The following is a 26,690-nucleotide window of genomic DNA, read 5'->3' as shown; positions in this document are numbered from 1 at the left end:
CGGCCCATCACGTCGAGGTCGTGCGGCGCCCGGGGCCATGACGCCCTCACCGGTTCCCCCGATACCGTCGGCCCCATGTCCGGCGACGACGCCGCGGCGAGCGCCGCGACCACCACCACGACCCCGACGCCCCGGGACGACCAGCCGCACATCGACCGGTTCGGCGCGCTCCTGGTCCTCACCACCGTGACGATCGTGCTGATGACGTTGATCGACCTCCCCAAGCAGATCGACAGTGCCGAGGCCGTGCTGTCGTCGTTCACCGAGAACGCGCTGATCGGTGCGACGTTCATCCTCGCCCTGCGGGCGTCGGGGATCTCACGGCGCTGGCGGCGCGTGGGAACGGGCCTGGTGGTGTTGGCCCTGGTCGCGACGACGCTCGTCTACGTCGTCGCGCTGACCATCGAGACCGACCGACCGCTCAACGCGCGCATCCCCTCGATCGTGTTCGTCGCGCTCGCGCTCGTGATGCCGATCGCCGTCGCCCGCCGGTTGCTGCAGCACCGTCGGGTCACGTTGAACACAGTGCTCGGCGCGGTCTCCGCGTACCTGCTGATCGCGCTGGGGTTCGCCCTGCTGTACCTGTCGGTCGCCGCGCTCGACGGGAACGACTTCTTCGGCCAGCCGGAGCCCAGCTCGTCGTTCATGTACTACAGCCTCACGACGGTCACGACCATCGGCCTGGGCGACCTCACCCCCGCGACCAAGCTCGGCCACCTGCTCACCGGCGCCGAGGGGGTCGTGGGCCAGGTGTACCTGGTGACGTTCGTGGCCATGATCGTCGCCCTCTACGTGACGCACCGCAGCGAGGACGCGGGCGACCCGAGCGACGGGACCGGCGCGGACGACGCCGCGGCGGGCTCGCGACCCGCCTGACACCACGAGGCCGCGGTCCGTCGGCATCCCCCACATCTCTGGAGGGTGCGGAGGACCCCGCGTCGTTGGTGATGAGGACCCCGACGCGCCGGGATGGTGGGCGGAGCGGCGCACCTTCAGGGTGGTCGTGGCGACGGCGGGCCGACGCGCCCGCGGCCATCGCCTCACGACCCCCTCACGAAGGACACGCTGATGCACCGCTCCACCCGCACCCTCGCCGCCCTCGGCCTGGCGCTCGCCGCGCTCGTCCCCGCTGCCTGCGGCGACGACGGCGAGGACCCGGCCGACGCGACGACGACCACCGAGGCGACCACGACCACCGCCGACCACGCCGGCCACGACGCGACGACCGTCAGCATCGAGGGGGTCGACTACGCGTTCGAGGACGTGCCCGAGTCCGTGCCGGCCGGCACCAGGCTCACCCTGGAGAACACCTCGGCGGAGGAGCTCCACGAGCTGGTCGTCTTCCGCATCCCCGACACCGAGACGGCGCCCTTGAGCGAGCTCGTGATGCGACCGCCGGCCGAGCTCGAGGCGATGCTCGGCGCGCCGGTCACCGTGCTGATGCAGCCGCCGGGGGCGCCCGAGCCGATCGCAGCCGTCGGCGACGGCACGATCGCGGAGCCGGGCCGGTACGCCCTCATGTGCTTCATCCCGATCGGCGCCGACCCCGACGAGTACCTCGCGGCGGTCGAGGCTGCCGGCGGTGGCAAGCCGAGCGGTGTGGCCGGCGGACCGCCGCACTTCACCGGCGGCATGTACGCCGAGCTCACCGTCGAGTGAGCCGGAGGTCGGTGGCCGGTACCCTCCGATCCGTGACCACGCGGGTTCCCGGGCACCGGCCGCCGACCTCCCGTCCGGCACGACCGTGACCATCCTCCGCTACGTCACCCACGCAGAGGTCGAGGTCGACCTGTCCGTCCCCGTCGCCCGCTGGGGCCTGAGCTCGACGGGCCGGGCCCGGGTGGTCGCCATGCTCGACCAGCCCTGGGTGCCCGGGGTCGGGCGGATCGTGAGCAGCGACGAGACGAAGGCGGTCGAGACCGCACGGATCCTGGCCGACCACCTCGGGCTCTCCGTCGAGGTCCGACCCGGAACCGGCGAGAACGACCGCACCGCCACCGGGTTCCTGCCGCCCGACGAGTTCGAGGCGACCGCCGACCGCTTCTTCGCGGCGCCGCGCCGGTCCGTCCGGGGCTGGGAGCGGGCGGCCGACGCCCAGGGCCGGATCGTCGCCGCCCTGCAGGACCTGCTCGACGCCCCGTCCCACGCCAGCACGGTCGTGGTCGGCCACGGCGGCGTCGGCACGCTCTGGTGGTGCTGGTTGGCCCACGAGCCGATCTCGCGCCGGCACGACCAGCCGGGCCAGGGCCACCGGTTCACCGTCGACGTCGACCGTCGCGCCGTGCTGGACCGCTGGCGTCCCATCGACGAGATCGACGACGCCGGCTGACGATCCGGCCGTCAGCCCGGGACCGATCGGACGAGGCACAGGCCGAGCGGCCGGCGCTCGACCTCCATCGCGAAGTCGAAGCGGTCGACGTCGACCGCGAGCGCGACGTCGTCGGGGTGCACGTGCCCCTCGCCGACGGCCAGCGTCCGCTCGGCCTCGGGCGTGGCGGCCACGTAGGACGCGGTGCCGTCCACGCCCAACGGCTCGCCCCGCCGCGCCCGCTCGATGAGCTCGGCCGTGGCCCGGTCGTCCTCGCCGCCGCGGTCGACGCGGTCCGTCAGCCACCCGGTCAGGACGTAGGTGGGCGCGCCGAGGCCGGCCGCGTCGACCGCCCTGGCGGTCGCCGAGGCGCACACGAGGCTCGCGGCGAACAGCCGGTCGGCGGCACGCGCCGCGACGACGCCCTGGGTGCCCGCCGAGGTCCGCTGCACGACGACGCGCCCGTCGAGGTCGGCCTGCGAGGCCGCGACCGGCGAGTTCGACAGGTCGAAGCCGTCGGGCCGGCGCCCGTGCTCCTCGCCCATCACGACCGCGCCACCGAGGCGGTCCGCGAGGGCCAGGGCCTCGGCGACGCCGCCGACGAGCCAGATCTCGGACGCACCGGCGCCGAACGCGCACGCCGCGGTCGTGAAGGCGCGCAGCACGTCGATCGCCACGACCGCGCCGCCGACGTCGGCGACCTCCGAGGTCGGGATGTACGCCGGGGCGTCAGGCACCGGCGAGCGGCTCCATGAGCTCGAGCCGGTTGCCGAACGGGTCGTCGGCGTAGACGCGGTCGTAGCCGTCGAGCGGCTCGTCGTCACGCAGCGGCACGCCCGCCTCCGCCAGCCGCTCGACGAGCGACGCCAGGTCGTCGACGAGCAGCGCCGGGTGCGCCTTGCGGGCCGGGCGGAAGTCGGCCTCGACACCGAGGTGCACCTTCACGCCGTCGGTCTCGAACCAGCGCCGCGAGATGCGGCGGCTTGGGGACGTGCGGGATGCCGAGCAGCCCCTCGTAGAACGCCACCGCCGCGGCCTCGCGGCCGGCGGGCATGGCGAGCTGCACGTGGTCGATCCGCACGATCCCCATCGGTCACCTCCCGGGTGGACGCGCCGGGTTCCCCCGACATCTGACCACCGTGACGGTGGTCAGATGTCGTCAGGAGCCGCGAGGTGTTCCGGGGCTACCAGGTGAAGACGGCCAGGGACTTCACCGGCGAGGTGAAGGCGCCCGCCAGGAACAGGCGGCGGTTCACCGGGTCGGCGTAGATCGCCTGGACGCCGTTGTTGCCGCCGTCGGCGTTGCCCTGGTAGCCGGTCACGCCCGGGTCGAAGGTGGTGAGGCGGCCGTTGGCGGCCTCGACCTGCGCCCCGAAGTACGGCCACGGGTTGTTGTCGTGGCGGTGGTAGCCGAGCACGTACGTGGAGCCGACGACACCGATGCCCTGGCAGTCGCCCGGCAGCACGATGCCCCACGCCAGGGCACCCGTGCTCGGGTTGAGCGTCTTGAACTCGTCGGAGCCCTGCCCGGCGACGCCGACGAGCAGGCGGCTGCCGTCGGCGTTGAAGGCGAGCACGTTGCCGGCCTGGCCGTCGTAGCTGCCGCCGGAGCCGACGCCGGAGTCGACTCGGAACCTGGCGTTGAACGCCGAGTCGGGCACGCCGTTGGCCGGGTTGGCCTTGATGATGCCGTGGCGGGTCAGGCCGCCGTAGACCTCGAAGAGGCCGCCGACGTAGAGGTTGGCGCCGTTGGGCGACACCGTCATCGCCCGGACCGAGCCGCCCGAGACGCTCTGGGACCAGACCGCGGCGCCGGTCGTCGGGTTGGTGGCCCGCACGACGCTGCTGTCGCCGCCGTAGACGATGTTGCCGCTCGCGACCGTCAGGGCCCGGACCCGCGATCCGGGCGACGGGTTCCACCCGGTGACGGCGAAGCTCGCGTTGAGCGCCGCGGCCCGGGCCCGGGCGACGCCGCCGAAGCTGGTGAAGTCGCCGCCGACGTAGATGGTGCCGTTGAGGCTGGTGATGGCCCGGACGTAGCTGTTCGCGTTGCCTGCGTAGACCAGCGCGCCGGTCATCTCGTCGACCACCGCGAAGTGGTTGGCGACGCGGCTCACACCGTCGGGCGTGATGACCCGGGTGAAGTTGCCGCCGAAGGCGATCAGGTTGCGCGAGGTGCCCGCGACCTTGGTGATGGCGAGGATGTCACCGTTGGTGGTGGCCCACCGGATGCGAGCCCCGATCGGGGTGGAGGGCGCCGAGCCGATGGCCCCCGCCGTCCCCGCCGATGCGAACGGGACCACGAAGGCCGCCACGAGCACCGCCACCAACATCCGGACCGAATGCCGACGCACCATCGAAAAGTTCCCTCCTCTGGATCGGCACCGCCACCGACCGCGGCCCATCGTTCCGCTTGGGCGACGCGAACACAAGACGAACTTCCCTGGAACTTGGTGACCTCCGCACGGTGCGTGGCGCCGTCACCGACGACAGTGGCGGCGGGTCCGCGGCGGGTGTCACCGGTGTGCCGCAGCGGCGGGCACGGGGCGTGCGGCATCCTGGTCGGGTGCCCGACGCCGCCGAGAGCAACCGCCGCCTGCTGCGGGCCCGCGACGCCATGGACCGGGACTTCGCGCTGCCGCTCGACGTGCCCTCGCTCGCGTCGATCGCCTGCATCTCCGAGGCGAACTTCATCCGCTCGTTCAAGGCGACGTTCGGCGAGACGCCGCACCGCTACCTCCAGCGCCGGCGGATCGAGCGGGCCATGTACCTGCTGCGGACGACCGCCACCAGCGTGACCGACGTCTGCATGCAGTGCGGCTTCTCCAGCCTCGGCAGCTTCAGCCGCACGTTCACCGACATCGTCGGCGAGACGCCCACGGCGTTCCGCGATCGCGGCACGATCCCGGCCGAGGTGCCGTCCTGCTTCGTGCGGGCCTGGACCCGACCGAGCTCACAGGTCGACGCCCGCACGATCGCCGGCGAACGGAGCAGTTTCGGAGAAGCCCCCGCCCCGGAGCCGTCCGTACCGTGACCCGCATGTACAACGCCATCACACGTTCACAGCTGTTCGTCCTCGACCAGGACCAGGCCAAGGACTTCTACGTCGACACGCTCGGCATGGAGGTCGCGACCGATCTGGACCTCGGCTTCATGCGCTGGCTCACGGTCCGCCTCCCCGGCGACCCCGGCCGCGAGATCCTCCTCGAGCGGCCCGGGCCGCCGGCCATGGACGAGGAGACCGCAGCGCAGGTCCGGGAGCTCGTCACCAAGGGCGCCATGGGCGGCTGGCTCAGCATCACCACCGACGACGCACAGGCCGCGTTCGAGACGCTGAAGGCCCGCGGCGTCGACATCACCGACGAGCCGTCGCCCAAGCCCTACGGCATCGACTTCGGCATCCGCGACCCGTTCGGCAACGCGATCCGCATCGGCCAGATGTTCGACGCGGAGGCGCCGGCGTGACCCACCGCGGCTCCCACGCCGAGCACCACGCCCACGGGCACGGGCACGGGCACGGGCACGGGCACCCGACCACGTCCAAGTGGTCGTGGCGGTCCGAGGGCTCGATCCTCAGCATCGGGAGCCGCAACTCGATCCTCTCGATCGGTTCGGTCGGCAGCGTGCTGTCGATCGGATCGATCGGGTCGTTCGCGTCCGTCGGGTCGGTCGCCTCGGCTGCCAGCGCCTTCTCGCTGTCGTCGGCCGCCAGCGCGTTCTCGATCATGTCGGCCGCGTCGCTGCGCTCGATCATGTCGGCGGGCAGCGACCGGGCGATCGCACGTCGCCACCACCGGCCCGGCCGACCGGCGCCCGACGACGCCTGAGGCCGGGCGCCGCGTCGGTCAGTCGTCGGCGGCGACCCAGGCGACCGCCTGCTCGCGCTCGGCGAGCGGGAACGTCCTCACCTTGCCCGGGCTCATCCAGCCGAAGACCGCGACGAGGTGGTCCATCCAGTCGAGGTCGGTCACCACGGCGATGCGCTTCCAGCCGCGCAGGTGCTCGGTGCCCATCTTGAGGTCCTCCCACGAGGCGCCCGACGACATCTTCCGGAAGTCCTCGAACACCACGACGATGCGGAGCGGGCCGGCCTTCGCCGCAGCGTCGACCACGGGGAACATGACCGACTCGTAGTCGGCGGCGTGGACCTCGCCGGAGTACGAGAAGCCGATGACGCCGTCGGGCAGGTCGTCGAGCTGGGTGATCATGTCGCTCCCTCCGGGTCGGGTCGGGGCGCCGTGGCCGCCGGCGCCAAGGGTGCCACGGCGGTCGCGGGCGACGACGGGCGTCCGGCGACGGGCGCACCTCGGGCACCCTGACCGCAAGGCGCAGCAGGGGTGTGCGCGCACGCACCCTCCCACCCGCGGGATGATCGACGGCGATGGGCGCCGCCGACGAACCCCGTCCGTCATGGGCGGGCGACCCCTTCCGCGGCGCCGGGACCGGGACCTCCGACGACGAGGTCACGAGCTTCGGACGGTCGTCGTTCGACCTGCTCCGGCTCGCCCTGTTCGGTGCGGCGGCCCTCGTCGTCGCCCTGCTCACCCGCTACCTGGGCTCCGGCGCCGAGGGCCTCGAGGAGGAGCTGAGCCGACTGCTCGTGGCGCCGGTCGACTGGATGCGCGCCACCATCGACGTCCTGCTGATCGCCACGGTGATCTCTGCGAACGTCGCCGTGCTCGTGCTCCCCGTGGTGCTGCGGCGGTGGCGGCAGCTCGCCTACGTGCTCGCGGCGATGCTGCTGGCCGGCGTCCTGTTCTCGGTGTTCGGCGGGTGGGTCGGGCTGCGCACGGTCACCGTCGACCCGACCGCGACCACCGAGGCGATCGCCCGGACGTTCGCCGTCAACGTGGCCGCCACGGCGCAGCTCGTCGCCGCCTTCGTCACCACCGGCCCGTTCGTCGGCATCCGGTGGCGCCGCCTCGGCCTCGGCATCGTCGCCGGCGTCCTCGTGCTCCAGCTGGCGGTCGTGTCGGGTGGGGAGGCCACCCACGTCCTGCTCGTGCTGACGACCGGCTACGCGGTGGCCAGCGCGGTGCTGCTCGCGTTCGGCCGGCCGACCACGCGGCCGAGCACGGCGGCGCTGCTCCGGATCCTGCGCCGCGCCGGCGTGCCGGCCAGCTCGCTCGACCAGCTGGGCATCAGCCCGCGCGGGACGATCTCGTACTCGGGGACCGACGACGACGGCGACGGCCTGTTCGTCCGGGTGCTCGGCTCCGACCGGCTCTCGGCCGACCTGCTCCGCCGGGCCTACCGCGCCGTCCGGTACCGGTCCACCGGCGACGACCGGCCGTTCACCTCGATCCGCCGCTCGGTCGAGCACGAGGCCTTGTGCTCGTTCCAGGCGCGCGACGCCGGGGTCCGCACGCCGCGGCTGCGGAGCCTGGCCGCCGTCGGCGAGGACTCGTTCCTCGTGGCCTACGACCGCGTCGACGGGGCGGGCCTCGACACGCTGCTCGAGCCGGGACCCGACGCCCCCGGCATCGCTCCCGACGACGCGTGGACCGACCGGGTCCTGCGCTCGACCTGGCGGCAGGTGGAGCAGATGCAGGCGGGACGGATCGCGCACCGGGACCTCCGCACGCAGAACCTGATGGTGGACGGCGACGACGAGGTGTGGATCGTCGGCCTGTGGCAGGCGGAGGTCGCGGCCGACGACGCGCTGCTGCGCACCGACCTGGCCCAGGTCCTCACCTCGCTCGCCCTCGCCGTGGGACCCCGGCGCGCGGTCGAGACCGGCGCCGACGTCCTCGGGGAGCCGGCCCTGGCCGCGAGCCTCGGCCGGCTGCAGCCGCTGGCGCTGACCCGACGGACCCGGGCCCGGCTGGGTGAGCGCCCCGGCCTGCTCGACGAGCTCCGCACCGAGGTCGAACGGCGATGCGGGGTCGAGCCCGCCGAGCTCGAGCCGCTCGCACGCATCGGCCCCCGACAGGTGTTCAGCATGGTCATGCTGGTCGCGGTCGTGTACTTCCTGGTGCCGCAGTTCGCCGACCTGCCGGCGATCTTCGACCAGATCACCGACGCCGACTGGTACTGGGCGATCCCCGCGTCGCTCGCATCGATCGCGAGCTACCTGGCCGCGGCGATCGCACTGACGGGCGCGGTGCCCGGCCGCCTGCCCTTCGGCGCGACGTCGGCCGCCCAGCTCGGCACCGCGTTCACCTCGACCGTCGCTCCGGCCGGCATCGGCGGCATGGCGCTCAACGTGCGCTTCCTCCAGCGCCAGGGCGTCGACTCGGCGGTCGCCACGTCGTCGGTCGGCCTCGACGCGGTCGGCGGCTTCCTCGGCCACGCCGTGCTGCTGCTGATCTTCGTGTTCTGGGCCGGGCGCGACGCGATCGGCGACGTCGAGCTGCCCTCGCCCAAGGCGCTGGCGATCGGCGTCGGCGTGGTCGTCGCGATTGCCGTCCTCGCGCTGCTCGTGCCGTCGACCCGGCGCATGGTGCGCACGCAGGTGCTGCCCATCCTCGGGCGGGCGGCCGGAGGCCTGCGCGACGTCCTGACGACGCCGAGCAAGATCGCCCTGATGCTCGGCGGCTCGCTGCTCGTCACCGTCAGCTACCTGCTCGCCTTCGTCGCGTCGGCCGAGGCGTTCGACGTGTCGACCCGCTTCGCCACGCTCGGCGCCGTCTACCTGTTCGGCGCCGCGATCGCGACGGTCGCGCCGACGCCGGGCGGCATCGGCGCCACCGAGGCCGCGCTGATCGGCGGCATGGTGGCGGTCGGCGTGCCCAACTCGCAGGCGGTGCCGGCGGTCTTCTTCTTCCGCCTCGTCACCTTCTGGCTGCCGATCCTCCCCGGTTGGGTCGCCTACACCTGGCTCCGGCGCACCGACCGCCTCTGACCGCACCCGGGCCGCGTGGCCATCTCGTCCGATCGGGTGCCGCACGCCGGCGCTCCCGTGTGCGAACGTGGCGGCGCTGGGCGGCGTCCGGAGGGAAGCGCACGTGTTGATCCAGTCCATCGGCGACCTGCTGCCCTCGGCGGTCGGCGTCGCCATCAGCCCGATCCCGATCATCGCCATCGTGCTCATGCTGGCCACGCCGCGAGCCCGGTCGAACGGCGTCGCGTTCGCCCTGGGGTGGATCGCCGGCCTGAGCGCGGTCGTGGCGGTCGTGCTGCTGGTCGCCAAGGGGGCCGGCAGCGGGACGACCGACGACGGCGTCGACTGGGCGACGCTGGCGTTCGGCCTGGTGTTCCTCGGCCTGGCCCGCCGGCAGTGGAGCAGCCGGCCCGAGAAGGGCGAGGAGCCGAAGATGCCCGGCTGGATGGAGGCCGTGGACCACTTCACGTTCCCGAGGTCGCTCGGCCTGGGCCTCGTCCTCTCGGCCGCCAACCCCAAGAACTTCGTGCTCACCGCCGCGGCGGCGGGTGCGATCGCCAAGGCGGACATGCCGGTCGGCGACGAGATCGTCGCCGCCGTGGTGTTCGTCGTGATCGCCTCGGTGACCGTCGTCGGGCTCGTGCTCTTCTACCTGGTCGCCCCCACGGCCGCGGCGAGGTCGCTCGATGCGATCAAGGAGTTCATGGCGCACAACAACGCCGTGATCATGACCGTGCTGTTCCTGATCCTGGGGGCCAAGCTCATCGGCAACGGCCTGGGCGGCGCGTTCGGTTGAGCGACCGCCCGCAGGTCGACCCGCTCGGCGGACCGGGCGGGTCGGCGCGTCAATCCTGCGGGGTGAGCACGAAGAGCGGGATCACCCGCTCGGTCGCGGCCTGGTACTCGTCGAAGCTCGGCCAGACGTCAGTGGCGACCTTCCACCAGCGGGCCTTCTCGTCGCCCTCGACCTGGCGCACCGTGTAGTCCTTCAGCACGGGGCCGTCCTGGAGCTTCGCCTCGGGCGTGGCCCGCAGGTTGTGGACCCACTGCGGAGCGACCGGCGCGCCGCCCATCGAACCGATCACCGCGTACTCGCCGCCCGACTCGGCCCGCATCAGCGGGGTCTTGCGGATCTTCCCGGACTTCGCGCCCTTGGTCCACAGGATGATGCACGGCTTGCCCTCGAGCTCCGTGCCCTCGGTCCCGCCGCTGCGCTCGTAGAGCTCGACCTGCTCGTAGATCGGCTCCCACGGGCTCGGCTCGTACTCGCCCTCGATCGGCATGGATGACTCCTCGGTCGGCGCCGGCAGCTGGTCCCGCGGTCGCTCCACGGCCCGGCCGGCGAGCCAGCACGCTACCCACCGCCCGAGCGGCCTCCCGACAGCGGGTCCCCCGAGGCTCGGGGCTGCGGCCTGCGATGAGTTCGGCGCCCGCAGCCGGTCGGAACCTGCATGGAGATCAAGAACCTGGCTGCCGACCTCTACGGCACACCGGACCTCGAGTGGTCCGAGATCACCGGTCGACTCGACGACGGCATCCCGCAGGCCCCGGGCCAGGGCGGTCCCGGCCGCCACACCTGCTGGCTCGCGACGATCGACCCCGACGGGTCGCCGCACCTCAACGGCATCGGCGCGCTGTGGACGCACGGCACCTTCTGGTGGGAGACCGGCACGGGCACCCGGAAGGGCCGGAACCTGGCCCGCGACCCGCGCTGCACGCTGAGCGTGGCGACCGACGAGTTCGACCTGGTCGTCGAGGGCACCGCCGAGCTCGTCGCCGACCCCGCGCTCGTGGCCGAGTTGGCGGCGGCATGGGCCGCCGACGGCTGGCCCGCCGAGGTCGACGAGAGCGGCATCGCGCTGACCGCGCCGTTCAGCGCGCCATCGGCCGGGCCGCCGCCGTGGCACGTGTACCGGATGACGATCACCGCGGCGACCGGGCTGGCGACGGTCGAGCCCGGCGGCGCGACGCGCTGGCGCTTCTGAGGCGACCGGGCCGCTCGGCGATCGGACCGCCCGTCCGGAGCCGCTGCCTCGGGCCGCTCGGGCGGCGGCTCAGCGCCCCGGCGCGTCGTCGAGGCTGCGCGGCGGCGCCGGGCGCAGGCCGGGGATGGCGATCCCGAGCAGCCCTCGCCCGACCGACTTGAGGATGTCGCCGACGTCGAAGCCGTCGCGCCACAGCGTGATCCGGCCGTCGTGCACGTCGAAGCGGCCCATCACCCAGAACTGCAGCCGGAGCGGTCCGAGCACGATCACGTCGGTGCGCTCGGTCAGCACGACCGGCCCCTCGGCCGAGATCGCGTGCAGGTACACCTCGAAGCTGACCTCGGGGCGGGTCAGCCCCTTGAAGGCCTGCCGGACCCGCTCGGCGCCGTCGATCGCCGGGAGGCCGACGTTCACGTAGTGGACGTCGGGGTCGAGCAGCTCGATCGCCGCGTCCAGGTCGGAGTCCATCAGGGCGGCGAGGAAGGCCTCGGTGACCGCCTGCGGATCGGTGGGCGCGGCGTCCGCCGTCGCGGGGGTGGGCAGGAGCTCGATCGGCATGCGCGGATGCTACGGCCCGCCCGTGCCGCCCGACAGGGGTCAGTCCGACGCGCTCACGGCACCGGTCGGCGCCGGGGTGCCGGCCGGGACCTCGTCCCAGATGTCGATCGTGCCGCCGTAGTTGGCGACCCAGACCCGGCCGGTGGAGTCGTCGTACGCGATCCCGATCGGGTGGTGGCCGGCCGGCTCCTTCACCAGCACCTCCATGTCCGACGTCCGGATCTTGGAGATGTTGCTGTTCTCGTAGTTGACGACGTACAGCGCCGTGCCGTCGGTCGAGATGTCGGCGGACCGGGGCTGGGTGCCCGTGGCGACCCGGGCGAGGACCTGGCCGGTCGCGGTGTCGATCTTGGCCACCTGGCCGGCCTTGTTGAGGGTCACGTAGAGCGCGCTGTCGTCGGGGGCGATCACGATGTGGCGGGGTCCGGCGCCGACGTTGCGGATCCAGGAGATGGCGCCCGTGCCGATGTCGACCTTCGCCACGTCGGAGCCGCCCATGACCGCGACGTAGGCCGTCTTCGAGTCCTTCGTGATCGCGATGCCCCGGGGGTAGCGACCGTTGATCTTGATCGTGTCGAGGACCTGACCGGTCGTCGTGTCGGCGATCGTCAGGTCCCAGGTGCACCAGTTGGTGGCGAGCACCTTCGACCCGTCGGGAGTGACTGCGACGTACTTGGGCACGGCGCCGGCCGGGATCACCTGGTCGATCTTCCAGCTCTTGGTGCTGATCCGATACAGGAAGCTGGTCGTCGTGCCGTCGCCGGGCGAGCACGAGTCCTTGCCCTCGCTGAACCCGGGGCCGTACATCGAGTAGTTCGAGACGTAGACCTCGTCGCCGTCGGGCGTGAAGGCGGCCTCGACCGGCGCGCCCTTGAAGGTGCCGGGCCGGTCGATGCCGAAGTCGGTGAGGGTGACCGAGTCGGGGATCGTCGCCAGCAGCTCGCCGTTCGCGTCGTAGGCGGTGACGGTGTGCGTGTACATCATGTTCTGCGCCGTCACGACGCCGTGCCCCGAGGCCACGACCGACTTCGGTGAGATGTCGCCGCCGATCTGGCGCAGCTTCCGCATGGTGAGCGTCTCGACGGGCGGCCGCGGCGCGGTGGTCGTCGTCGTGGTCGACTCGTCCTGCAGCTGCTCGGCGTCGCCGCCGCCCGTCGCAGCCTTGTCGGCCCCGCCGTCGGCGTTGACCTCCTGACCGCCACCATCCGCGACCGCGCCGCCGTCGGTGCCGACGCAGCTCGCGGCGAACGCGCCGCAGGCGCCCACCACGGCGACGACGAGCAGCGTTCGGATCCGGCCACGCACCCCCACAGCGTCCCACGCGGCCCCGGGTGCAGCGGGTCGGGCCGGTCAGAGGACGGCGGTCGCCCCGCCGTCGACGACGAGGTGCGTGCCCGTGATGAAGCTCGCGCGGCGCGACAGCAGGAACGCCACCGCGTGGGCGATCTCGACCGGTTGGGCCATGCGCCCGAGCGGCGCCTCGGCCTCCATCTCCTCGCGCAGGCCGGGTACGTCGAGGGCGATCTGGAGCATCGGCGTCTCGACGAAGCCCGGGCAGACGGCGTTGACGCGGATGCCCTCGGGCCCGAGCTGGTGCGCGAGCGACCGGGTCATGCCCAGCAGGCCGGCCTTCGACGCGCAGTAGGACGGGATGGCGGCGTTGCCGACCAGGCCCTCGATCGACGAGATGCCGACGATCGACGCGCCGTCGGGGTGGGCGTCGCCCGTCGCCGCGACCGCCTGGAGGTGCGGCAGCAGGGCCTGGGCCAGGAAGGCGTACGCCTTGAGGTTCACGTCGACGACGAGGTCCCAGTTGGCGTCGGTCAGGGCGCCGGTCGGATCGGGGCTCACCGCCCCGGCGGCGTGGACGAACCCGTCGATGCCGTCGAGGGCGCCGGCCGACATCTCGACGGCGGCGGCCACCGCCGCAGGATCGGTCACGTCGACCGAGAGGCCCGCGGTCCGCACGCCCTCGCCGGCGTCGGCACCGATGGCCTGCGCCACCCCGGCGACGTCCGGGCTCAGGTCCCAGATCGCGACCGACCGGCCCTCGGCGACCAGCACCTCGGCCGTCGCCCGGCCGATGCCCGAGGCCCCGCCCGTGACCACCACTCCGCTCATGACCATCCTCCACTGAGGTAGACACACCGTCCGATCTGTCTACCATGACCGCATCGAGGATCCAGGGGGACCCACATGCGCAACCCGCACGCCGGCACGCCGTTCGACACGTCCGACGAGGAGATCGCCGCCGCGCTCGAGGACGTGAGCATCCCGACGCTCATGCTGTCGATGGTGCACATGACCGGCGACCCGTCGATCATCCGCAGCGACCTGCGGCCCGTCGCGTCGTTCCTCAACGAGGTCCAGGGCTTCATGTCCGAGGAGGACAAGGCGACCGTGCGGGCCCGGGCGCTCGAGGTGATCAAGGACTACCGCGACCGCGGCTGCCCCGAGCCCGAGCCGCTGTCGCGGGACCTCATCCACGAGATGATGGAGTGGCTCGTCGTCGAGGACGTCCCCGACGAGTACGTGCCGCTCATGCTCGACGACCTGGCGCTCGACGGCCGGGACCACGACCACGTCGACGCGCCGGCCACGGCCGAGCAGCAGGCGGCCCGCGCCGAGTTCCCCGTCGTCGTGATCGGCTGCGGCCAGTCGGGCCTGCTCGCCGGCATCCGCCTGCAGGAGGCCGGCATCCCGTTCACGATCGTCGAGAAGAACGCGGGCGTGGGCGGCACCTGGTGGGAGAACACCTACCCGGGCGCCCGCGTCGACGTGGGCAACCACTTCTACTGCTACACGTTCGAGCCGTCGGACCACTGGACCGAGTACTTCGCCCAACAGCCCGAGCTGCAGGCGTACTTCCAGGGCGTGATGGAGCGCAACGGCATCGAGCCGCACGTCCGCTGGTCGACCGAGGTGGTCTCGGCCACGTGGGACGAGGCGACCGACACGTGGCAGGTGGTCGTGCGCGGCGTCGGGCCCGACGGTCGGCCGACCGGCGAACCCGAGACGCTCACCGCCCGCGCCGTGATCACCGCGGTGGGCCAGCTCAACCGGCCGAGCATCCCCGACATCGAGGGCAAGGACGACTTCGCCGGGCCGAACTTCCACACCGCACGCTGGGACCACGACGTCGACCTCACCGGCAAGCGGGTGGCGATGATCGGCGCCGGCGCCACCGGGTTCCAGGTCGCCCCCGCCATCTGCGAGCAGGTCGAGCACCTGACGGTCTTCCAGCGCACCGCCCAGTGGATGTTCCCGAACCCGAACTACCACGAGCAGGTCGGTCCCGGCGTCCGGTGGGCGCTGCGGCACCTGCCGTTCTACGGGCGCTGGTACCGGTTCCTCCTGTTCTGGCCCGGCTGCGACAAGGGGCTCGAACCGGCGCGCGTCGACCCCGACTACACCGATCCGGAGGGCGGCCAGCAGCGGTCGATCAGCGAGATCAGCGACGGCGCCCGTGCCGTGTTCACCGACTGGATCGTGAGCCAGATCGGCGACGACCCCGAGCTGATCGCCAAGGTCGTGCCCGACTACCCGGCCACCGGCAAGCGCACGCTGCAGGACAACGGCACGTGGCTGAAGACGCTGACGCGCGACGACGTCGACCTCGTCCGCACGGGCATCGACCACATCGAGCCCGATGCGATCGTCACCGGCGACGGCGAGCGGTACCCGTGCGACGTGATCATCTGGGCCACCGGGTTCCACCACACGAAGGTGCTCTGGCCCATGGACATCATCGGGCGCGACGGCACGCTCCTCTCCGACGTGTGGGGCGAGCGACCCGCCGCCTACCTCGGGATCACCGTGCCCGAGTTCCCGAACCTGTTCCTGATGTACGGCCCCGGGACCCACCTCGCGCACGGGGCGAGCCTCATCTTCAACTCCGAGTGCCAGATGCACTACATCTCGCAGTGCCTGGACGAGCTCATCGACGGCGAGCACCGCAGCATGGAGCCGCTCCCCGAGCGCCTCGACGACTGGCACCGCCGCCACCAGGAGGAGATGAGCATGCTCGTCTGGGCCCAGCCGAGCATCGAGCACTCGTACTTCAAGAACTCGAAGGGCGAGATCCACACGGTCATGCCGTTCCGGGTCGTCGACTACTGGCAGTGGACCCGGGAGCTGGATCCGGCCGACTTCACGTTCCGGTGAGCGGTCCCGCCACGGTGGGGGCGCCCGCCGACGGGCCGGGGCGCGTGCCGGCGATCAGCACGCGCGACCGGGTGCTGGTCGCGACCGAGGTCTGCCTGCGCCGTCACGGCCTCCGCCGCACCACGATGGTCGAGGTGGCCGAGGAGGCCGGGATCTCCCGCGCCGCGCTCTACAAGCACTTCCCCGACAAGGCGAGCCTGGTCCTGGCCACGCTCGGCCACATCGACGAGCGGTTCTGGAGCGAGGCCCACCGCCGCGTGGGCCGTCGCCGCTCGCTGGCGGCGCAGGTCGCCGAGGCGGTGCAGATGGCGCGGGAGCAGGAGCGGGAGGTCGGGCCGCGCGGCCTGATGCAGCACCTCCGCCGCACCGACCACGACGAGCTCGCCGCCCTCCTCGGCACCGGCCTGCGCGAGGTGCTGCCCGGCATGGCCGAGTTCTGGCAGCCCTACCTCGAGCGGGCTCGCGACCGGGGCGAGGTGCGCGCCGACGTCGACGTCGCCCGGGCGGCGGAGTGGGTGATGCGGATGATCCTGTCGCTCGTCACCGTGCCCGGCGACGCCGTCGACGTCGACGACCCGGCGTCGGTCCGGAGCTTCCTCGAGGACTTCCTCGTCGTCGGCCTCCGCTGACCGGACCCGATCAGGAGGCGTCGGCGGCGCGGACCATCTCAGCCGGCGCGTCCTGCCAGCTGACCGTCCGGTTGCCTCGTCGACGGGATTCTCGTGTCAGCCATGCGTCGCCAGCGCCGCTCTGTGGCGTCAGAAACGTGGGGGGGCGCCACCTCGCCGCTCCCGCCCGGCGCGGTCCCGCGGGTCCGCGTCGCCCGATGGCACCGCTGGGATGATCCTGCGATGACGTCGGCGCACCAGCGGCTGCTCAGGCGCTGCTTCCGGATCGGCCTGGCCGCCGCGCTCGCCACCGTCTGCTCGCAGCTGCTGAGCCTGCCGAGCCCGTGGTTCGCCACCCTCGCGGCGATCGTGGCGATGCAGGGCACCCTGCAGGCCACCTTCCGCAGCGCCCGCAACTCGATCCTCGGGGCGCTGATCGGCGCGGCGCTGGGCCTGGCCGTGGCCTGGGTCGCCAAGGACCAGGCCTGGGCGGTCGGCGTCGCCGTCGCCGTGCCGCTGCTCGTCTTCGGGTGGTTCCGGCTGGGCTCGATCGGCCAGCAGGCCGCGCTCGTGTCGTCGGTGATCGTGCTCGTGCCCGAGCTCCCCGACTTCAGCACCGTCGACTTCGCTCGCATCCGCCTCGAGCAGGCGGTCATCGGCATCGTCGTCGCCGTGCTCGTGCAGGCGACGATCTTCCCGCCGCGGGCGCACCGCAAGGTCCGCCAGGAGCTGGCCGGCGTGTACCGCGACATGGCGCACCTCATGGGCCACGTGACGGACGCGCTCCGGCAGGAGCCGTACGCCGCCGACGCGATCCGCGGCGAGCGCGTCGACGCGCGGACCCGCCTCGCGGATGTCGACGACATGTGGGACGACGCGATGTCGGAGCACCAGTCGCACGGCCTGCTCGCGTCGCACTGGCGCGTCACGACCCGCCGGATCTGGGAGCAGTGCTCGGTGCTGGCGACCGAGGTCAGCGACGTCCAGGACTCGGCCCTGCTGGCCGCCTGCCGCGACGACCTCACCTCCCTGACCGTGCTGCTGCAGCAGGCGCTGCAGGACGTGGCCCGCTGGTTCCACCACGCGCCCGCCGACGGCCTGCTGGAGCTGCCCGACCTCGATCCCACCCGCCGGGCGCTCCTCCAGCACGTGCGTACGGCCGAGGTGGCGGTGCTGCCCGACTCGTACTCGCAGACGCTGCAGGCGCTGGCGGTCGCCAACGCGTGCAACGTGATCGGCGAGCGCCTGGTCGACCTCGCCGTCCAGCACGAGGACGCCGTCCGCATCCACGGGCCGTCCGACTGACGCAGCGCGCGGACGCTCCGGTCCGGTCGGCGCCGGTCAGGCAGCGCCGGTGCGGGTCAGGCGGGGTCGCGTGTCAGGACGTCGTCGCTCCGGCCGGCCCGCTCAGCTCACGACGCCCAGGAGCTCGTCGGTGAGCTGGCAGAGCTCGTCGAGCTCCTCGTCGCCGAGGACCTCGAGGTCCTTGGCGAACGCGCGGTCGGTCAGCTCCTCGGCCAGGGCCCATCGCGCCTTGGTCTCCTCGTCGGGCTCCGAGGTCGGCTCCGGCCAGCCGAAGATCGCAGCCATGTACGGCGTCCGGATGAAGAAGGCGTCGACCGGTTCGAGACCGACCTCTCGCACCGCGGCGCCGTGGCGGGCCGCCCGCAGCTCGCGCAGCGCGTTCATGCGGTGGACGACGAGCTCGCGCTCGCCGTCGGGCTCCTCGAGCGCACGCCACCCGGCGAACACCGGGGCGTCGGTCGCGTCGGCGGCGGCGATGACCGCACCGCACAGCTCGGCCAGCCGCGTCAGGTCGCCGGTCCCGTCCGGGATGTTGGCCGTCGCCCAGCGCGCCGCGTAGCCGGCGAAGCGCCGGGCGGCCGCGTCGCGGTCCTCGATGGACGCCGAGGACTCCCATCCCCGCTGGACGGTCTCGGCCGGGAAGAACGTGAACGCCTCGAACACGACGTCGTGGTCGACGTCGCCCAGCACCCCGCCGCGACCGGCGAAGTAGAAGGCGGTGCCCTCGTAGCCGAGGCCGGCCGTGTCGGCGTACATCTCGAGGTCGAGCATGAACTTGGCCCCGACGTCGTGGACGGCCTTGGCCGTGTGGCGCGACGCCTCGAGGGCGGACGGTCGGGGATCGGCGGCGTCTCCGGACATGCCGGGAACCTAACCGGCGGCGGCCGGTCGACGTCGGGCGATCTCGTAGCAGGCCACCGCCCCGGCGCTCGCGACGTTCAGCGACGACAGGTGCCCGTGCAGCGGGATCGACGCGACCAGGTCGCAGCGCTGCGCGGCGAGGCGGGACAGGCCCTTGCCCTCGGCGCCGAGCACGAGGCACACCGCATCGGTCGCGACCGGCAGGTCGTGGATGCTGGTGTCGCCGCCGGCGTCCAGGCCCACGACCCAGACCCCCGCCTCGCGGAGGTCGGTGATGGCGGTCGGCAGTCCGCCGACGAGCGCCATGCGCAGGTACTCGACGGCTCCCGCGGCCGCCTTCGTCACGGTCGGCGTCACGTGCACCGCCCGGTGGCGCGGCAGCACCACGCCGGTGACGCCCGCGCACTCGGCGATCCTCATCACCGCGCCGAGGTTGCCCGGGTCGGTGACCCCGTCGAGCGCCAGCAGGAACGGGGGCCGTCCGTCGACCGGCTCGCACAGGTCGTGCAGCGCGGTCTGCGGCAGCTCGGCGGCGCGGGCCACGACGCCCTGAGGCGCCTCGGTGTGGCTGAGCGAGTCCAGCCGACCCCGGCTGACCTCTGTGATCGGGACCCGGAGCTCGTCGGCCAGGTCGACGATGTCGCCGACGATGTCGGACCGGTCGAGCTCGGCGTTCAGGAAGATCTCGTAGACCTTCCGCCGTCCGGCCAGCAGGAGCTCTCGCACCGCCTGCCGGCCCTCGACCTGCGTGCCGCCGAGGCCGCGCTCCTTCGGCGCGGTCGTGCGCCCCGGGTCCTTGCGCTGCGGCCGACCGCCCGAGCGGGTCGACGGCCGCGCCGGTGCGGTGCGCTCCTGCGACGCGCCGCGGCCCCGGCCGCCCGGCGCCGATCGGTCGCGCCCGCCCGGCGCGGGCCGGCCACGACCCCCGGTCGACGAGCCGCCACGGGCGCCGCCCGCCCGGCCGCCTGCGCCCTTCCCCGGGCCCTTGCCCGCGCCCTTGCCGCCGCGGGGCGCGCCGCCGCGCCCGCCCGAGGATCGTCCGGCCATCAGGTGCTCCTCGTCTGCTCGGTGCGACCCGCTCGGCCGGACTCGTCGTCCGGCGCGGTGTCGGACACGAAGTGGATGCGCGACTCGACGAGCGCCGATGCCAGGCAGGCGATGCCCTCGGCCCGGCCCAGCCCGCCGATGCCCTCGGCCCGCCGCCCCTTGACGGTGACCGGTGCGCCGACGACCTCGGACAGCGCGGCCTGGACCTCGGCGCGCCGGGGCGCCAGCTTCGGTCGCTCGGCGATGACCGAGCAGTCGACGTTGACCGGCGACCAGCCCTCCGCCGCCACGAGGCGGACCACCTCGGCGAGGAGCTGCAGGCTGTCGGCGCCGCGCCAGCGCTCGTCGGTGTCGGGGAAGTGCGAGCCGAGGTCGTCGAGCGCCGCCGCGCCGAGCAGCGCCTCGGCGACGGCGTGGGCGACGACGTCAGCGTCGGAGTGGCCGTGCAGGCCGGCCTCGCCCGGGAACGTCACGCCCCCGAGGACGAGCACGCGATCGGGGTCGTCGCTGAAGCGGTGCACGTCGAAGCCGTTGCCGATGCGGAACGTCACGAGGCCGAGTCTCCCCCGCTCGCCGCCGCCCGGTCGAGCAGCGCAGCGGCCACGTCGAGGTCGGCGGGCTCGGTGATCTTGAGGTTCGCCCGCTCGCCCTCGACCAGCGCGACGGTGCCGCCGTCGGCCTCGACGAGCGCGGCGTCGTCGGTCGCCTCGGCGCCGCGGGCGTGGACCGCACGGAGCGCCGCGGCCCGGAAGCCCTGGGGCGTCTGCACGGCGCGCAGGCGATCGCGGTCGACGGTCCCGCCGTCGAGGTCGCGGATCGTGTCGACCACGGTCACGACCGGTACGGCGGCATCGGCGCCGTCACGGACCGCCTCGACCACACGGGCGAACAGCGAGCCCGACGCCAGCGGCCGCGCCGCGTCGTGGACCAGGACGACCTCGGCACCGGCCGGCACCGCGGCGAGGCCGTTGGACACGGAGGTCGATCGGCTGTCGCCGCCCGCCACCACCACGTCCGCGCCGTCGACGCCGACGTCGGAACCGGGCGCGACCACCACCACGACGCCGTCGGCGCACCGGCGGGCGACGTCGATCGAGCGCTGCAGCACGGTGCGGCCGCGGAGCTCGGCGAGGTGCTTGGGTCCGCCGAAGCGCGAGCCCGATCCGGCCGCCACGACGACGCACCACACCTCACCCGTCCCGTCGCCGGCCATGGCTGCACGGTACCGGGCCGACGGCGGCCGCCCCGCGGCTGAGCACGCTGCCCTCCCTGGCCTCGCTCTTGTGTGTGACGCAGTTCGCAATCTGTACGATGCCGGGCGTGAACGACATGGAGCTCCTCCGCAACGTCGAGCTGTTCGACCGGTTCAGCGACGAGGACCACCGCCGCCTGGCCGACGCGGCCGACCGCATGGAGCTCATCCGCAACGACGTCGTCTTCGGCGAGGGCGCCGAGGCCGACGCCTGCTACGTCGTGATCGACGGCCGCATCGCGATCGCCAACAAGTCGGTCGACGGGCGCGAGTCGATGGTGGCGCTCATGGAGCGCGGCGACCTCTTCGGCGAGATGGGCCTGTTCGACGGGCTCGGCCGCTCCGCCGAGGCCCGCGCGCTCGAGCAGTCGAGCGTCATCCGCATCCCCTACGAGGTGCTGAAGGCGCTCTGGGAGGACAGCCCCGAGCTGCTCTGGTCGGTCGTGCGCCTGCTGAGCCAGCGGATCCGCGCCACCGACGAGGCGCTGGCCGACTCCTTCTTCCTCGACGTCACCGGCCGCACGGCCAAGCACCTGCTCGAGCTCGCCGGCGATCGCGACGACTTCGAGATCCCGATCACGCAGGAGGAGCTGGCCGGTCTCGTCGGCGCCTCCCGCGAGCGGGTCAACAAGGCGATCGCCAGCTTCCTGCGCCTCGGCTGGATCGAGCAGAACGACCGCCAGTACCGGATCCTCAAGCGTCGCGAGCTCGAGATCCGCTCGTCCTGACGCCGGGGCCGATCCCCGTCACCGCCCCGCCGCCCGTTCTGTTCCCAGATCCTGGGGTGTTCGCCCCAGGATGTGGGAACAGAACGACGGGGGTGAGGGGCCAGGGGGACGGCGGTCAGCCGGCCAGGAAGGTGAGGACCCGGTCCCAGGCCTCGGCCGCGTCGTCGGCGCGGTGGCTCGGTCGGCTCGGATCGTGGACGAAGCCGTGGTCCGCTCCCACGTACTCGACGACGTCGACACCGGCGTCGCGCAGCTCCTGCAGGTGGCCGGGCGGCGTGTAGGGGTCGACGGACCCGACGACCGCCATGACCGCCGTGGTGCCCCGGGCCGCCAGCGCCGCGAGCGGCTCGCCCTGCTCGGGGCCCTGCCACGCCTCGGGCACGTGGATCATCCCGTAGAAGGCGGCGATGCGGTCGAAGCGCTCGAGGAACGAGGCCTTGAGGGCGTACATGCCGCCCATGCAGAAGCCGATGAGGCCGACGTGCTCGAGCCCGATCTCGTCCGCGGTGGCCACGGCGTCGCCCAGCAGCTGGCGGTCCGACATCTCGGGCATCACGGCGAAGCGGGCGGGGCCGGCGTCGGCGTCGCCCTCGCCGGGCAGGTCGCGCCCGGCGAACGGCTCGAAGGAGCCGACGCTCCAGCCCGTGCGCCGGGCCAGGTCGTCGCACATCTCGGTGAACAGCGGGCGCAGGCCCCAGACGTCGGGGATGATCACCAGGCCGCGGGTCGCGCCCTCGGTTCGGGCGACGTAGGCGGCGGTTCCGGACGGCAGCGTGAGTTCCATCGGCCCCGACACTACGACCGGCCCCGGCACCACGAGGGCACGCTCGCGGGTGGTCGGCGGGGGATGCGGGATGCGGTCCGGCGGTCCTACGACGGCAGCTCGCCGTGGGCCACGAGGGCGTCGACCGCCGCGTCGATGCGCTTCTGGCGGGTGGCCGGGCGCTTGGCCTGCACCAGCGCCAGCAGGACGAGCTTGCGGCGACCGGGCCGCTGCTCGTCCCACCGCTCCCGCACGCCGGCCGCAGCGAGCGCGTCGAGCAGGTCGTCGGGGGCCTCGAGCGCCTCGACCGAGTCGAGCAGCGTCCAGGAGCCGTCGGCCTTGGCCGCCTCGATGACCGTCCGGCCCTGCGGCCGCATCCTCCCGGCGGCCTCGAGCTGCTCGATGCGGGCCTTGTTCGACGCCGACCACCCGCTGCCGGGCTTGCGCGGCGCCACCAGCATCAGGAAGCGCAGGTCGTCGAGCGCGTGCACCGTCGAGTCGATCCACCCGAAGCAGACGGCCTCGAGCACGGCGGACTCGTAGTCCAGCGCGTCGGGTCCGGCGGCCTGCTTCCACACCGTCAGCCAGACGGCCGGAGAGTCGTCCGCGTGCTCCTCGAGCCAGGCGGTCCACTCCGCCGGGGTCGCGGCGGCGACGACCGGCCGGCCGGCGTGCTCCGACGGCGGGTTCGCGAGCCCCTCGGGACCGGCCACCGGTCGGTCAGGTGTAGCGGTCGAGGATGCTCGACTCGGCGATCCGGCCGAGCGCGTCCTTGATGGTCAGCGCCCAGTGGTCGGTCACGCCATCGACCGACGCCAGGTCCTGGACCGACGCCCGGCTCAGCTTCTCGAGCGAGCCGTAGTGGGCGATGAGGCGCTCGGACATCTCGTCGGGCATGCGGGGGATGCGGGCCAGCATGCGGTAGCCGCGGGCCTGCAGCTGCGCGTCCATGTCGTCGGTCTGGCCCGACAGGTGCAGCGCGTGGGCCACCTTGTCCTGGTCGAGCAGGTCCTCCATGTCGAGGTCGGACAGCGTGTCGATCGCCTGCTCCAGGTCCCAGGATGCGTCGGCCTGCAGGTAGTCCAGGACGACGAGCCGGCGCTCGTCCTCGACGCCCGCCATGAGCTCGCGGAGCTGCAGCCGGACCAGCCGGCCGTCGGTGCCGAGCTCGACGAGGTAGCGGTCGATCTCGTCGGAGATGCGCGCGACGAGCTCGGCGCGCTGCAGGAGCGTCACCACGTCGCGCAGCGTGACGAGGTCCTCGACCTCGAGCGAGGTGAGGTTGGTCGACTCCTCGTTGAGGCGGTTCTTGTAGCGCTCCAGCGTCTGCAGCGCCTGGTTGCACCGGCTCAGGATCGAGGTGATCGGCTCGAGCTGGTAGCGGATCGTCTTCGTGTAGACGGTCACCACGGCCATGTCCTCGGACACGGAGATGACCGGGACGCCGATCGACCGGGCCACCCGCTCGGCCGTGCGGTGCCGGGTGCCGGTCTCCTCGGTGGGGACGTTCGGGTTGGGCACGAGGTGCACGTTGGCCCGGGCGATGTAGCCGGCGTCGGGCGTGAGCACGATCGCGCCGTCGGTCTTGGCGAGCTCGGACAGGCGCTGCGGCGAGAACGCTGCGTTGACGAGGAAGCCGCCGGACGAGATGTTGAGCACCTCGGGGCCGTCGCCGATGACGATCAGCGCGCCCATCCCGGCCTTCAGGATGCGGTCCAGACCCTCCCGCAGGGGCTGCCCCGGGGCGACCGCCGCCAGCGCAGCCTGCAGCTCGGGGTTGCGGCGGAGCGCCATCGGCGCAGTCTAGGCGGTGATCCGCGGGCCGGCATCGGCGCGTGGGACCGGGCGCGGCCGCTCAGGCGGCCAGCCCGGCGAGGTGCATCGCCGCCTTCACGGTGGGGGCCCGGAGGACCTCGATCGGCACCGACATCGCCGGGGCGGAGTGGGGGACGATCGCCGTGGTGAACCCGAGCCGGGCCGCCTCGGCGAGCCGCCGTTCGAGCCGGCTCACCTGGCGCAGCTCGCCGCCGAGGCCGACCTCGGCGCAGGCGATCACGCCGGCCGGCACGTCCTTGCCGATGGCCGACGACACCGTGGCCAGGCACACCGCCAGGTCCGCCCCGGGTTCGACGACCTTCACCCCGCCCACGGTCATGGCGTACACGTCGTGCTTGCCGATCTCGACGCCGACGCGCTGCTGCAGGACCGCGAGGAGCAGCGAGAGCCGGCCGCTGTCCAGGCCCTGCACCGAGCGGCGAGGCTGCGGCAGCGACGAGCTGGCCACCAGCGCCTGGACCTCGACCAGCAGCGGCCGGTGGCCCTCGAGGGCGGGCACGACCAGCGAGCCCGGCAGCCCGGGCGTGCGGTCCCCGAGCAGCAGCGACGACGGGTCGGGGAGGTCCACGAGCCCGCGACCGTGCACGGTGAACATGCCGATCTCGTCGGTCGAGCCGAACCGGTGCTTGGCGGCGCGCAGGATGCGGAGGTCGTGCTGGCGGTCGCCTTCGAGCGACAGCACGGTGTCGACGACGTGCTCCAGGACCCGCGGGCCGGCGAGCTGGCCGTCCTTCGTGACGTGGCCGACCAGCAGCACGGTCGTGCCGGTGGACTTGGCGATCTGCACCAGGCGGTGCGCGCACTCCCGGACCTGGGTGACCGAGCCGGGCGCGCTCGTGAAGCGCTGGTCGTGCAGCGTCTGCACCGAGTCGACGACCACGAGCTCGGGCTGGGTCGCCTCGATGTGCACGCCCACGTTGCCCATCGCGGTCTCGGCGGCGAGGAGCAGGTCGTCGTGCAGCGCGCCGACGCGCTCGGCCCGGAGGCGGACCTGGTCGACCGACTCCTCGCCCGTGACGTAGAGGACCCGCGCCCCGGCCCGGGCCCGCGCCGCGAGGACCTGGAGGACGAGCGTGGACTTGCCCACGCCCGGCTCGCCGCCCAGCAGCGAGACGCTGCCCGGGACGAGGCCGCCGCCGAGCACGCGGTCGAGCTCGGCGATCCCGGTGGCCACCGGCGACCCGCCGACGGCCGACAGCTGGGTGATCGGGGTGGGCGGCGTCGAGGCGGCCAGCGGCACGACGGTCGGCTCGTCGACCTCGAGCTCCTCGGACAGCGTGTTCCAGTCACCGCACGACGCGCAGCGCCCGGACCACTTGGGCGTGCCGGCGCCGCAGCTCATGCACCTGAAGACGGTCCGGGTCCGTGCCATGTCGGCCGACGGTAGGCGCGGGGTGTGACGCGGGGCGCGGATGGGTCGAACACCTGTTCCCGCCCGACGGACACGCCCGCCCGGCCGATCCGTCGAGTCCGTCGAGTCCGTCGGGTCGCGTCAGTCGGCGCGGCGGGTGAGCCCCACGACGGCGACCACGACCGCCGCCACGACCAGCAGCGCGCCGGCGCCGGCGAGCACCAGGGTCGTCGTGCGACGGTCCTCGGCCGACGCGGTCAGCTCCTCGTCGGTGGCCGTCCCGCCCGTCATCGGCGCGGTCCACGACGCCACGCCGCCGTCGATCTCGCCGTTGGCCTCGTCGGCCCCGCCGGGCAGCGACACCCGCACGGTGAGCGTGGCGGCGTCGGGCCGGTCGGCCCCCAGGAGGGCGAGTTCCTCGGGGGTGCGCCCGAGCGGCAGCCCGCCGAGCACCTGGGTCAGCTGCTCGTCGGAGAACTGCGCCGGGTCGCCGGAGAGCGCGAGGTCGGTGCGGAACTCGGTCGAGCTGCCGGCGAAGCCGTCGGACAGCTCGAGCGAGGTGCCGCTGAAGACGCCGTCGGCGCCACCGACCTCGTCGAGGACCGAGGCCAGCTGCTCCGGCGTGGCGAACGTCCGGACCGCGACGATGCGGAGCCCGCCGTCGCGCGCCGCCGGCGGGTCGACCTCCCACCCCGCCGACGTCATGTCCTCGAACGACAGCCCGGCGGGGTCGCCCAGCTGCGCCGCGGCCTCGGCGTCGAGGTCCACGGTGACGGTCACCCGTCCCGATCCGTCGGGCTCGACCTGCACGTGCACGTCGACCTCGGTCCGGCAGGCCGCGGCCAGCAGCCCGAGCAGCAGGGCCAGCAGCACGACGCACCGCGAGCGGGTTCGGGCGCCGGGCGACGGGGGGCGGGACCGGACGGGCACGGCCGGCCACGCTAGCCGTCGGCCCCCACGCCACCGGGGGGCCGCCGGCCACCGCCCGACGTGCTCGGCCCTGCGACCGGCGCCCTGGCGATACCGGTGGGAACGGCCCGGGGCAACGACCGTTCCCCAGCCTGATTCCCCAAGGGCGCGGGCGGGACCCGGGCGGACCGA

Annotated in this window: 29 protein-coding genes and 1 pseudogene; 13 read left to right on the top strand and 17 right to left on the bottom strand. The window is 73.4% G+C overall.

Annotation, left to right across the window (positions count from 1 at the left end):
- The first annotated feature begins 75 nt into the window (after positions 1-75).
- From LH044_RS14230 to LH044_RS14220, 3 genes are all read left to right on the top strand, one after another.
- On the top strand, positions 76-876 hold the full coding sequence (locus LH044_RS14230; RefSeq protein WP_227756247.1) for a potassium channel family protein: 801 nt from the start codon (positions 76-78) through the stop codon (positions 874-876).
- A 192-nt stretch (positions 877-1,068) separates the two neighbouring features.
- On the top strand, positions 1,069-1,659 hold the full coding sequence (locus tag LH044_RS14225) for a hypothetical protein (RefSeq protein WP_227756246.1): 591 nt from the start codon (positions 1,069-1,071) through the stop codon (positions 1,657-1,659).
- Between the two features lie 85 nt (positions 1,660-1,744).
- The gene (locus LH044_RS14220; RefSeq protein ID WP_227756245.1) at positions 1,745-2,329 is read left to right on the top strand and encodes a histidine phosphatase family protein; all 585 of its coding nucleotides are present in this window, start codon (positions 1,745-1,747) and stop codon (positions 2,327-2,329) included.
- A gap of 11 nt (positions 2,330-2,340) precedes the next feature.
- Here LH044_RS14220 and LH044_RS14215 read toward each other — a convergent pair whose 3' ends face one another.
- The 3 genes and pseudogenes from LH044_RS14215 to LH044_RS14205 all read right to left on the bottom strand — a co-directional run bounded on the left by LH044_RS14215 (position 2,341) and on the right by LH044_RS14205 (position 4,665).
- Complete coding sequence (locus tag LH044_RS14215) at positions 2,341-3,045, bottom strand: 2-phosphosulfolactate phosphatase (protein WP_227756244.1); 705 nt, start codon at positions 3,043-3,045, stop codon at positions 2,341-2,343.
- Positions 3,038-3,398 (bottom strand): annotated as a pseudogene (locus tag LH044_RS22015) (VOC family protein). Before LH044_RS22015 ends, LH044_RS14215 begins: the two are co-directional and overlap by 8 nt.
- Positions 3,399-3,492: 94 nt before the next feature.
- Entirely contained in the window at positions 3,493-4,665 is a 1,173-nt protein-coding gene (locus LH044_RS14205) for a hypothetical protein (RefSeq protein ID WP_227756242.1), read from the bottom strand.
- Between the two features lie 209 nt (positions 4,666-4,874).
- On the opposite strand from LH044_RS14205, the gene LH044_RS14200 reads away from it, so the two are divergent.
- From LH044_RS14200 to LH044_RS14190, 3 genes are read left to right on the top strand one after another with little or no spacing between them, the layout of a single operon-like run.
- A complete protein-coding gene (locus tag LH044_RS14200; RefSeq protein WP_227756241.1) occupies positions 4,875-5,342 on the top strand; it encodes a helix-turn-helix domain-containing protein in 468 nt (155 codons plus the stop codon).
- 5 nt (positions 5,343-5,347) lie between these two features.
- Positions 5,348-5,773: a VOC family protein gene (locus LH044_RS14195; protein ID WP_227756240.1), complete on the top strand. Its 426-nt coding sequence runs from the start codon at positions 5,348-5,350 to the stop codon at positions 5,771-5,773.
- Entirely contained in the window at positions 5,770-6,135 is a 366-nt protein-coding gene (locus LH044_RS14190) for a hypothetical protein (protein ID WP_227756239.1), read from the top strand. Before LH044_RS14195 ends, LH044_RS14190 begins: the two co-directional genes overlap by 4 nt.
- 18 nt (positions 6,136-6,153) lie before the next feature.
- Here LH044_RS14190 and LH044_RS14185 read toward each other — a convergent pair whose 3' ends face one another.
- On the bottom strand, positions 6,154-6,516 hold the full coding sequence (locus tag LH044_RS14185) for a SpoIIAA family protein (protein ID WP_227756238.1): 363 nt from the start codon (positions 6,514-6,516) through the stop codon (positions 6,154-6,156).
- A gap of 173 nt (positions 6,517-6,689) precedes the next feature.
- Here LH044_RS14185 and LH044_RS14180 point away from each other — a divergent pair, with 173 nt between their 5' ends.
- Both LH044_RS14180 and LH044_RS14175 read left to right on the top strand, forming a co-directional pair.
- Positions 6,690-9,152 carry a lysylphosphatidylglycerol synthase domain-containing protein gene (locus LH044_RS14180; RefSeq protein ID WP_227756237.1) on the top strand — a complete coding sequence of 821 codons (2,463 nt, stop codon included), beginning with the start codon at positions 6,690-6,692 and terminating at the stop codon, positions 9,150-9,152.
- A 103-nt stretch (positions 9,153-9,255) separates the two neighbouring features.
- On the top strand, positions 9,256-9,927 hold the full coding sequence (locus LH044_RS14175) for a GAP family protein (RefSeq protein WP_227756236.1): 672 nt from the start codon (positions 9,256-9,258) through the stop codon (positions 9,925-9,927).
- Positions 9,928-9,976: 49 nt separating this feature from the next.
- On the opposite strand, the gene LH044_RS14170 is transcribed toward LH044_RS14175, so the two are convergent.
- On the bottom strand, positions 9,977-10,414 hold the full coding sequence (locus LH044_RS14170) for a nitroreductase family deazaflavin-dependent oxidoreductase (protein ID WP_227756235.1): 438 nt from the start codon (positions 10,412-10,414) through the stop codon (positions 9,977-9,979).
- Positions 10,415-10,582: 168 nt separating this feature from the next.
- Here LH044_RS14170 and LH044_RS14165 point away from each other — a divergent pair, with 168 nt between their 5' ends.
- Positions 10,583-11,116: a pyridoxamine 5'-phosphate oxidase family protein gene (locus LH044_RS14165; protein ID WP_227756234.1), complete on the top strand. Its 534-nt coding sequence runs from the start codon at positions 10,583-10,585 to the stop codon at positions 11,114-11,116.
- 69 nt (positions 11,117-11,185) lie between these two features.
- Here the strand turns inward: LH044_RS14165 and LH044_RS14160 are convergent, their stop codons facing one another.
- From LH044_RS14160 to LH044_RS14150, 3 genes are read right to left on the bottom strand one after another with little or no spacing between them, the layout of a single operon-like run.
- The gene (locus LH044_RS14160; RefSeq protein WP_227756233.1) at positions 11,186-11,674 is read right to left on the bottom strand and encodes a limonene-1,2-epoxide hydrolase family protein; all 489 of its coding nucleotides are present in this window, start codon (positions 11,672-11,674) and stop codon (positions 11,186-11,188) included.
- Between the two features lie 39 nt (positions 11,675-11,713).
- Positions 11,714-12,979 carry a YncE family protein gene (locus tag LH044_RS14155; RefSeq protein ID WP_227756232.1) on the bottom strand — a complete coding sequence of 422 codons (1,266 nt, stop codon included), beginning with the start codon at positions 12,977-12,979 and terminating at the stop codon, positions 11,714-11,716.
- 45 nt (positions 12,980-13,024) lie between these two features.
- Positions 13,025-13,795 carry an SDR family NAD(P)-dependent oxidoreductase gene (locus tag LH044_RS14150; protein ID WP_227756231.1) on the bottom strand — a complete coding sequence of 257 codons (771 nt, stop codon included), beginning with the start codon at positions 13,793-13,795 and terminating at the stop codon, positions 13,025-13,027.
- Between the two features lie 75 nt (positions 13,796-13,870).
- Between LH044_RS14150 and LH044_RS14145 the strand changes: the two genes are divergently transcribed.
- The 3 genes from LH044_RS14145 to LH044_RS14135 all read left to right on the top strand — a co-directional run bounded on the left by LH044_RS14145 (position 13,871) and on the right by LH044_RS14135 (position 17,751).
- A complete protein-coding gene (locus LH044_RS14145; protein ID WP_227756230.1) occupies positions 13,871-15,838 on the top strand; it encodes a flavin-containing monooxygenase in 1,968 nt (655 codons plus the stop codon).
- Positions 15,835-16,467, top strand: a complete 633-nt coding sequence (locus LH044_RS14140; protein WP_227756229.1) for a TetR/AcrR family transcriptional regulator — start codon at positions 15,835-15,837, stop codon at positions 16,465-16,467. The genes LH044_RS14145 and LH044_RS14140 overlap by 4 nt, the downstream gene beginning before the upstream one ends.
- A 222-nt stretch (positions 16,468-16,689) precedes the next feature.
- The gene (locus LH044_RS14135; protein WP_227756228.1) at positions 16,690-17,751 is read left to right on the top strand and encodes an FUSC family protein; all 1,062 of its coding nucleotides are present in this window, start codon (positions 16,690-16,692) and stop codon (positions 17,749-17,751) included.
- Between the two features lie 102 nt (positions 17,752-17,853).
- On the opposite strand, the gene LH044_RS14130 is transcribed toward LH044_RS14135, so the two are convergent.
- The 4 genes from LH044_RS14130 to LH044_RS14115 are packed head-to-tail and all read right to left on the bottom strand — an operon-like array spanning position 17,854 to position 20,872.
- Positions 17,854-18,612, bottom strand: a complete 759-nt coding sequence (locus tag LH044_RS14130; RefSeq protein ID WP_227756227.1) for a helix-turn-helix domain-containing protein — start codon at positions 18,610-18,612, stop codon at positions 17,854-17,856.
- Positions 18,613-18,621: 9 nt separating this feature from the next.
- Positions 18,622-19,659 (bottom strand): 23S rRNA (guanosine(2251)-2'-O)-methyltransferase RlmB, encoded by a 1,038-nt coding sequence (gene rlmB / locus LH044_RS14125; protein WP_227756226.1) that lies wholly within the window; start codon positions 19,657-19,659, stop codon positions 18,622-18,624.
- Positions 19,659-20,210, bottom strand: a complete 552-nt coding sequence (ispF, locus tag LH044_RS14120) for a 2-C-methyl-D-erythritol 2,4-cyclodiphosphate synthase (RefSeq protein WP_227756225.1) — start codon at positions 20,208-20,210, stop codon at positions 19,659-19,661. The genes rlmB and ispF overlap by 1 nt, the downstream gene beginning before the upstream one ends.
- The gene (locus LH044_RS14115; RefSeq protein WP_227756224.1) at positions 20,207-20,872 is read right to left on the bottom strand and encodes an IspD/TarI family cytidylyltransferase; all 666 of its coding nucleotides are present in this window, start codon (positions 20,870-20,872) and stop codon (positions 20,207-20,209) included. The genes ispF and LH044_RS14115 overlap by 4 nt, the downstream gene beginning before the upstream one ends.
- A gap of 116 nt (positions 20,873-20,988) precedes the next feature.
- On the opposite strand from LH044_RS14115, the gene LH044_RS14110 reads away from it, so the two are divergent.
- Entirely contained in the window at positions 20,989-21,639 is a 651-nt protein-coding gene (locus tag LH044_RS14110) for a Crp/Fnr family transcriptional regulator (RefSeq protein WP_227760108.1), read from the top strand.
- A gap of 115 nt (positions 21,640-21,754) precedes the next feature.
- Here the strand turns inward: LH044_RS14110 and LH044_RS14105 are convergent, their stop codons facing one another.
- The 5 genes from LH044_RS14105 to LH044_RS14085 form a co-directional block, all read right to left on the bottom strand.
- On the bottom strand, positions 21,755-22,423 hold the full coding sequence (locus LH044_RS14105) for a dienelactone hydrolase family protein (protein ID WP_227756223.1): 669 nt from the start codon (positions 22,421-22,423) through the stop codon (positions 21,755-21,757).
- Between the two features lie 86 nt (positions 22,424-22,509).
- Positions 22,510-23,115 (bottom strand): YdeI/OmpD-associated family protein, encoded by a 606-nt coding sequence (locus LH044_RS14100; protein WP_227756222.1) that lies wholly within the window; start codon positions 23,113-23,115, stop codon positions 22,510-22,512.
- A 7-nt stretch (positions 23,116-23,122) separates the two neighbouring features.
- Entirely contained in the window at positions 23,123-24,196 is a 1,074-nt protein-coding gene (gene disA, locus LH044_RS14095) for a DNA integrity scanning diadenylate cyclase DisA (protein WP_227756221.1), read from the bottom strand.
- A gap of 61 nt (positions 24,197-24,257) precedes the next feature.
- Positions 24,258-25,610 carry a DNA repair protein RadA gene (radA, locus tag LH044_RS14090; protein ID WP_227756220.1) on the bottom strand — a complete coding sequence of 451 codons (1,353 nt, stop codon included), beginning with the start codon at positions 25,608-25,610 and terminating at the stop codon, positions 24,258-24,260.
- A 120-nt stretch (positions 25,611-25,730) separates the two neighbouring features.
- Positions 25,731-26,519, bottom strand: coding sequence for a hypothetical protein (locus LH044_RS14085; RefSeq protein ID WP_227756219.1), 789 nt, complete (start codon positions 26,517-26,519; stop codon positions 25,731-25,733).
- Positions 26,520-26,690: the final 171 nt, after the last annotated feature.

Origin of the sequence: Dermatobacter hominis (genome assembly GCF_020715685.1) — a bacterium.
Lineage (GTDB): Bacteria > Actinomycetota > Acidimicrobiia > Acidimicrobiales > Microtrichaceae > Dermatobacter > Dermatobacter hominis.
This window is presented reverse-complemented; position numbering and strand designations above follow the sequence as displayed.

Coding starts and splice junctions, on each gene's coding strand:
- LH044_RS14115 (WP_227756224.1), bottom strand. CDS start 20,872: ATGGCCGGCGACGGGACGGGTGAGGTGTGGTGCGTCGTCGTGGCGGCC.
- LH044_RS14110 (WP_227760108.1), top strand. CDS start 20,989: ATGGAGCTCCTCCGCAACGTCGAGCTGTTCGACCGGTTCAGCGACGAG.
- LH044_RS14230 (WP_227756247.1), top strand. CDS start 76: ATGTCCGGCGACGACGCCGCGGCGAGCGCCGCGACCACCACCACGACC.
- LH044_RS14135 (WP_227756228.1), top strand. CDS start 16,690: ATGACGTCGGCGCACCAGCGGCTGCTCAGGCGCTGCTTCCGGATCGGC.
- LH044_RS14105 (WP_227756223.1), bottom strand. CDS start 22,423: ATGGAACTCACGCTGCCGTCCGGAACCGCCGCCTACGTCGCCCGAACC.
- rlmB (WP_227756226.1), bottom strand. CDS start 19,659: ATGGCCGGACGATCCTCGGGCGGGCGCGGCGGCGCGCCCCGCGGCGGC.
- LH044_RS14130 (WP_227756227.1), bottom strand. CDS start 18,612: ATGTCCGGAGACGCCGCCGATCCCCGACCGTCCGCCCTCGAGGCGTCG.
- disA (WP_227756221.1), bottom strand. CDS start 24,196: ATGGCGCTCCGCCGCAACCCCGAGCTGCAGGCTGCGCTGGCGGCGGTC.
- LH044_RS14170 (WP_227756235.1), bottom strand. CDS start 10,414: ATGCCGATCGAGGGCGAGTACGAGCCGAGCCCGTGGGAGCCGATCTAC.
- LH044_RS14150 (WP_227756231.1), bottom strand. CDS start 13,795: ATGAGCGGAGTGGTGGTCACGGGCGGGGCCTCGGGCATCGGCCGGGCG.
- LH044_RS14185 (WP_227756238.1), bottom strand. CDS start 6,516: ATGATCACCCAGCTCGACGACCTGCCCGACGGCGTCATCGGCTTCTCG.
- LH044_RS14165 (WP_227756234.1), top strand. CDS start 10,583: ATGGAGATCAAGAACCTGGCTGCCGACCTCTACGGCACACCGGACCTC.
- LH044_RS14225 (WP_227756246.1), top strand. CDS start 1,069: ATGCACCGCTCCACCCGCACCCTCGCCGCCCTCGGCCTGGCGCTCGCC.
- LH044_RS14160 (WP_227756233.1), bottom strand. CDS start 11,674: ATGCCGATCGAGCTCCTGCCCACCCCCGCGACGGCGGACGCCGCGCCC.
- LH044_RS14145 (WP_227756230.1), top strand. CDS start 13,871: ATGCGCAACCCGCACGCCGGCACGCCGTTCGACACGTCCGACGAGGAG.
- LH044_RS14195 (WP_227756240.1), top strand. CDS start 5,348: ATGTACAACGCCATCACACGTTCACAGCTGTTCGTCCTCGACCAGGAC.
- radA (WP_227756220.1), bottom strand. CDS start 25,610: ATGGCACGGACCCGGACCGTCTTCAGGTGCATGAGCTGCGGCGCCGGC.
- LH044_RS14180 (WP_227756237.1), top strand. CDS start 6,690: ATGGGCGCCGCCGACGAACCCCGTCCGTCATGGGCGGGCGACCCCTTC.
- LH044_RS14205 (WP_227756242.1), bottom strand. CDS start 4,665: ATGGTGCGTCGGCATTCGGTCCGGATGTTGGTGGCGGTGCTCGTGGCG.